This is a genomic window from Mycobacterium sp. TH-M11 (assembly GCF_057473725.1).
Map to the genome: position 1 here is coordinate 1 of NZ_JBYCLD010000005.1, position 5,772 is coordinate 5,772.

Genomic DNA, 5,772 nt, shown 5'->3' on the forward strand with positions numbered 1-5,772 from the left:
CCCATCGCCACCAAGAACGGCTTACGCGTCTCGTGTTCGTGTTCCAGCTGGTCGAAGTCGGGATACATCCCGGTGGTGAAGTCTTCGTGCTCGTAGCCATCGGGGCCCACCTGCGTGTAGATCGCAGCCGAATCGTCGGCGACGGCGCTGTAGGCCAGCGCGTCCGGCCCGGCATCAGGGCTCGGGACTGCAGCTTGGGCGACGGCCAGGTAATCAGGTGTATCCAGGTGTGGGCCCACCAAGCCGGTACCCGGGTCCAGCGCGTAGGCCAGCGCCGCGGTCGACGAGGCGAACAGCGGCGCGTTGGCCGAAGCCAGCGCCGCCCCGCGGGCCAGCGCCGTCTCGGGGTGATCGGGCACGCTCAGCGGCAGCGAGGTGGCATCCTCCAAAGCCGGCTTGATCAACGGGATGTCGACGCCCGACCCGACCACGAACAGGCCCTCGGGCTGCTGGTCGAGGCCTTCGGCGGCAGATACCAGGCTGACCAGTGTGGCCACGGCCTGGTCGTCGTCGTCGGGCAGCTGCTCGCGCTGCACGTCGATGATCGATCCATCGGCGGTGTCGACAACCGCCAAGGTCGCGGAGTCCGGTTCGACGTACAGCAGGCCGCTGCGCGCGTAGCCCGTTGCGCTTCCCAGAGATTGCGCCAGCGCGGCCGCGGCCAGGAACGACGACACCAGCATCACGTTTTCGACCTTGCGAGCGGCCAACGCGTCGCGGAGCTCGGCCGCGGCACGCTGGTCAGTCCAGGTCACACCGGTCGACCGCAGCTCATAACCGGCCTCGCCGGCGCCCTCACGGGTGCCGAGAATTGCCGCAACCACCTGATCCGGGCCGCTGAACGTTGCCGGATCTTCGTCACCGGTGACCGCGATGTGGTCCTCATCGACGGTCGGGCCGTTGGCGTTTTCACCCTCGACCAGCACGACCTGGACCGTGTCGGGTGCCATCGATACACCGAGTACGGTGTCCATAAATCCTCCCGCCACTTTGCTAGTCGTTTGCCGGCCAGCTGGATTGCATGCCGTCTACGAGCCCATCTGACGTTATCGACACTTCCGGACGCGGCGCTGACACCGCGGACGTTAATGCCATGAAGCCGCGGCCAGGAGCAATGGTCGAGCGATGCCCCTCGGCCGACCCTTCGGTGGGAATTTTACCCTGTTCCGCAAGGCCCAGATGGCTTAGCGGTGTCCGCCGAAGCCACCAAAGCCGCCAAAGCCGCCGTGGCCGCCACCGAAACCACCGAGACCGAAGCCACCGAAACCGCCCGGTCTTGGGCCGCCGCCGAACACACCCGGGAGTCCGCCAAACCCACCGGGCCCCCCAGGATGACCGCCGAACACACCCGGAACTCCGCCGAAACCGGGCCCCTCAGGGTGACCGCCGAAGCCGGCAGGGCCATTGCCAGGCGGATCGAAGGACGGTCCCCGCGGGGGCCCGGCCGGAGCCGGCAGGCCAGGAATCCCAAGTCCCGGTGACCCGGGCAGTAGCGGCGGCGCCTGCGGAGTCGGCGCGTGGAGCGGACCCGGGCCCGGGAATTGCACCGGCGGCTGCGGCGACCCGATCGGAATCGGGTGTTGCGATTCGGGCCGGTGCACGGGCGGCTTAGTGGCCGGCGGCGACTGCACCGGTTGCGGAACCTGCGCCGCCGGAGGTGAAAACGGCAGCGGCACGGGTAGCAGAATCGGTGCTCGGACCGGAATGGGAGCAGGCGCCGGCGCGCGCACCGGGATCGGAATCGGCACCACCACCGGGACAGGAGCCGGCGCGGGCGGAGCGGCCGGAATCGGTGGCGGTGCAACGGGAATGGGCGGTAGAGCCAGTGCGGGCCCCGCCGCTGGGGGCGGAACTGCCGGGATCGCGGCGTGCGCAGGCGCCGGCACCACCGCCGGGGCGATCATGTGGTTGACACCTGGCGCGGGGGGACTCACCCGAACCGGGGCCGGAGCGGGTGCCGGCGCCTGTACGATGAGGTTTTGCAACGGTCGCGGCAATAGCGCGACGCTTGGCTGAATACCAAGGGCCAGAGCAACTTCCAGCGATAGAGCGGCGACGACGAAGAGCACGGCCAGGATACTGCCTACTAGAACCAGGGGGCCGCGCTGGTGTTCGCTTTCGAGGTCCTCGACGCTCAATGGTTCGTGCACTACGGTGCCGGCGTCGGCTTCCTCGTCCGGAACCGCGCTATAGGCCAGGTCGTCTGCACCCAGGGCGGTACCGATCGGAACATCGGGCACCGCAAGGTATCCCGGCGACACCGCATACGGGTCGATGGCACCGGTGCCGGGATCGAGCGCGTACGCCAGCGCTGCGGTCGAGGAGGCGAAGAGCGGGGCGTTCGCAGAGGCCAGCGCCGCACCCCACGCCAACGCGGTCTCAGGTTCCTCGGCTGCGGTCACCGGTAGCGTCGTCAGCGCCTCCAGTTGCGACTTGACCGTGGCGACGTCGACACCGGCGCCGACGATGAACACGCTCTGCGGGCGCGTCTCCAATTCAGCCAAACCGGTCACCATCGCGGCCAACTCGGTGATGCTGTGATCGTCGGACAATACGTGTTTGCGCACGTCGGTGATGGACCCGTCGGCGGAGTCGATGACAGCCAATGTCGCGGTGTCGGGCTCGAGGAAGAGCAGGGCGGTACGAGCGTCACCGACGGTGCAGCCCACCATCTGCGCCAGCGCGGCCGCCGCCATGAAGGACGACACCAACATGACGTTCTCGACCTTGCGGGTGGCCAGGGCGTCGCGCAGGGCGGCCGCGTCGACCGGATTGGTCCAGGTGACGCCCGTCGTGGTCAGGGCGTGGCCGGCCTCAGCCGCACCTTCGCGGGTGCCCAGGATCGCCGAGATCACCTGATCGGCGGCGCTCAGCGTCCCCGCGTCGTCGTCGGTCGTGATGCCGAACGTGGAGTCCTCAACCGTCACGCCGTCGGCGTTTTCGCCTTCGACCAGCAGCATGCGGACCGACGCGGGTGCCATCGACACCCCGAGCACGATGTCCATCGCGCCTCCAGAGCCGAGTCGTAGCGCGCCACGGGTTTCGGCGGAGGAACTACCGCGTCCGGCGCTACTTACTGCATCGTCTCCGGCCAAACTGTGGGCTGCAAGGGCCGAAGCTATGTGGACCTTATGAAATTCAGATACGACCGCGACGGCGTGGGTCCGCGCTGACCCTGGTACTTCGACCCGACCGACGCGCTGCCGTAGGGATGCTCGGCCGGACTGGTCAGGCGCAGGATGCACAGCTGACCGATCTTCATGCCCGGCCACAGTGTGATCGGCAGGTTGGCGACGTTGGACAACTCCAGGGTGATGTGACCACTGAAGCCGGGATCGATAAAGCCCGCGGTCGAATGGGTGAGCAGCCCCAGCCGTCCCAGTGACGACTTGCCCTCCAGGCGTCCCGCCAGGTCGTCGGGCAGCGTGCAAGTCTCCAACGTGGACCCGAGTACGAATTCCCCGGGGTGCAGCACGAACGGCTCACCTTCGGCCGGCTCCACCAGGCTGGTCAGCTCGTCCTGTTGCTGCGCAGGATCGATGTGGGTGTAGCGGGTGTTGTTGAACACCCGAAACAAGCTGTCGAGGCGGACGTCGACGCTGGATGGCTGGACCAAGGCGTCGTCGAACGGATCGATTCCCAGCCGGCCGGCGGCAATTTCGGCTCGAAGATCGCGATCGGATAGCAGCACGCGACGAGCGTAGCGGCTCGGTTGCCGCGTGAGTGCTAGCCTTCCCAAGCAACATTGCCGATGTAGTTCAATGGCAGAACATCAGCTTCCCAAGCTGAATACGCGGGTTCGATTCCCGTCATCGGCTCCACTTTGAACTGCGACAACGCGGCTCGAACTGTCCGATCACACCGCGGTCACTGCCACAAGCCGGTCCAAAGTGGCACCAACAGCTTCAGCGCATCGTCTTGGCTGTGCACCTAGGGACGCATCGTCAGACTGGCGTCCTTATGCCCACGGGCGGCGGCGGCGGCGGTGGTGCGACGGTGCGAGGCTAGGCCGATGCCCCAACTTATGTGTGGTATTTAACGCATAAGGCTACTCCAAGGCTGCCGGGTGGCCGTACCATCGCTAATGTGTACTTTTTCAAACATAAGGTGGGAAATGGCTGAGCCGCGCAGGACCAGGCCCCATCCCGAAGCTCCTATGTCTGAAATCGCACGCATAGGGCGCGTCTTCGCCGAACGCAGAATCGAGCTACGCCTGACTCAACAGACACTGGCTGACCTCGCTGGTGTCTCCCGTTCCAGCGTCGTGTCGCTCGAACGTGGCAAAGGCTCGATCAAATTTGGCTCAATTGCCGAGATTGCGGACATACTCGGCATGCAGATCAACGTGGGCACGAAGATCGAATGACGACACCCACACGTCCCGATCTACGCGAAATAAGCCGCGCCGACGTGTACATCAACGACGACCTTGCCGGCCAGCTGACACGCAACGCCGATGACTCGGTCAGCTTTGACTACATCCGAACCGAGCACGACGGCGACGCACGTGTTCGCGACAAGTCCGTCTCCTGGTCACTACTTCGAACTGGAGACGACTATCCCGTGACTACCACGGGTGGCGCTGTAGCCCCGTTCTTCGCGGGGCTCCTCCCCGAAGGAGTCCGGCTCGGCGTCGTGACGTCCTCGACGAAGACCTCGGCAGATGATCACCTCACGCTGCTGCTCGCCATCGGCGCGGACACAATCGGCAACGTGCGGATATTGCCGGCCGGCGTCCAACCCCCCGAGCGGCTGCCCATGTTTCAACCCGAGCGCGACAAGGACTTTCACGCGGTCTACACAAAACTGGTCGGATCGGTCGATGCCGATCCAGTTGGATTGGCCGGTGTGCAGCCGAAGGTCAGCGCCGCAACATGGTCGACGCCAACCCAAACAACGTCCGGACCCGCGATCCTCAAGCTCAGCCCTACTCAGTACCCGCTCATCGTCGAAAACGAATACTTCTTCATGCGAATGGCGGACGCATGTGGTCTGCGCGTCGCAAAGACATCGCTTATCCACGACGCCTTCGGGCGCAGCGCCCTACTCGTTACCCGCTTCGATCGCGATAACTCGAGACGAATAGCGCAGGAAGACGCATGTCAGGTGAGTGGCTTGTACCCCGCCTCGAAGTATCGGATCAAAACCGAGACTGCAATCACGGTGCTCGCAGACGCGTGCGCCCGCGGCGGAGGATCCAAGCCGATCGCCACCCTCGAACTTCTCAAAATCGTTGTCTTCTCATGGCTGATCGGTAACGGCGATCTGCACGGCAAGAACATGTCTGTGTACAACCCGCACGGAGTGTGGCAGCCCACCCCTGCATACGACCTACTCAGCACGCAGCCCTACACAGACTGGAGAGATCCGATGGCGCTGAATCTCTATGGACGCGCAGATCGCCTCACACGTGCCAACTTCATCGACGCGGCCAAGCACCTCAACATCCGCGAGCGAGCCGCTGCGACAATGATCAATCAAATCGTCGATGCCGCTGATGGCTGGCCAGATCGGTGTCATGAAATCGGATTCGATGATCGCCAAACCGAACTTCTCGCAGACATGGTTCGCACGCGCATCAAAAGCTTGAAGTAGGCCGACCGCGTCTGCCGGCGACACAACCCCGGCGCGGGGCGATGCCACCAGCCTGAGGACGCCTGCCGACAGGCCCTCCTACCCGGGTTCGATTCCCGTCATCGGCTCCAGGTCAGGGGTGCGTGACGAGATAGGTCTCGTTGTCCAGCCCCGCCGTCAGTTCCTCGACGCGGAATG

5 protein-coding genes and 1 tRNA gene are annotated in these 5,772 nt (G+C 65.1%); 3 read left to right on the forward strand and 3 right to left on the reverse strand.

The features are described 5' to 3' along the window. The 3 genes from AC2VOG_RS00220 to dcd all read right to left on the reverse strand — a co-directional run. Positions 1–974 (reverse strand): DUF7159 family protein (locus AC2VOG_RS00220; RefSeq protein ID WP_486937901.1); only part of this gene is annotated, 974 nt, incomplete at its 3' end. A gap of 210 nt (positions 975–1,184) precedes the next feature. Further along, positions 1,185–3,005: a DUF7159 family protein gene (locus AC2VOG_RS00225; protein ID WP_486937902.1), complete on the reverse strand. Its 1,821-nt coding sequence runs from the start codon at positions 3,003–3,005 to the stop codon at positions 1,185–1,187. Between the two features lie 113 nt (positions 3,006–3,118). Beyond that, on the reverse strand, positions 3,119–3,691 hold the full coding sequence (gene dcd / locus AC2VOG_RS00230; RefSeq protein WP_486937903.1) for a dCTP deaminase: 573 nt from the start codon (positions 3,689–3,691) through the stop codon (positions 3,119–3,121). 56 nt (positions 3,692–3,747) lie between these two features. Between dcd and AC2VOG_RS00235 the strand changes: the two genes are divergently transcribed. The 3 genes from AC2VOG_RS00235 (at position 3,748) to AC2VOG_RS00245 (ending at position 5,595) form a co-directional block, all read left to right on the forward strand. Continuing rightward, positions 3,748–3,821: transfer RNA gene (locus AC2VOG_RS00235), tRNA-Gly, on the forward strand. Positions 3,822–4,114: 293 nt separating this feature from the next. Beyond that, on the forward strand, positions 4,115–4,366 hold the full coding sequence (locus AC2VOG_RS00240; RefSeq protein WP_486937904.1) for a helix-turn-helix domain-containing protein: 252 nt from the start codon (positions 4,115–4,117) through the stop codon (positions 4,364–4,366). Then, complete coding sequence (locus tag AC2VOG_RS00245) at positions 4,363–5,595, forward strand: type II toxin-antitoxin system HipA family toxin (RefSeq protein ID WP_486937905.1); 1,233 nt, start codon at positions 4,363–4,365, stop codon at positions 5,593–5,595. The genes AC2VOG_RS00240 and AC2VOG_RS00245 overlap by 4 nt, the downstream gene beginning before the upstream one ends. Positions 5,596–5,772 lie beyond the last annotated feature (177 nt).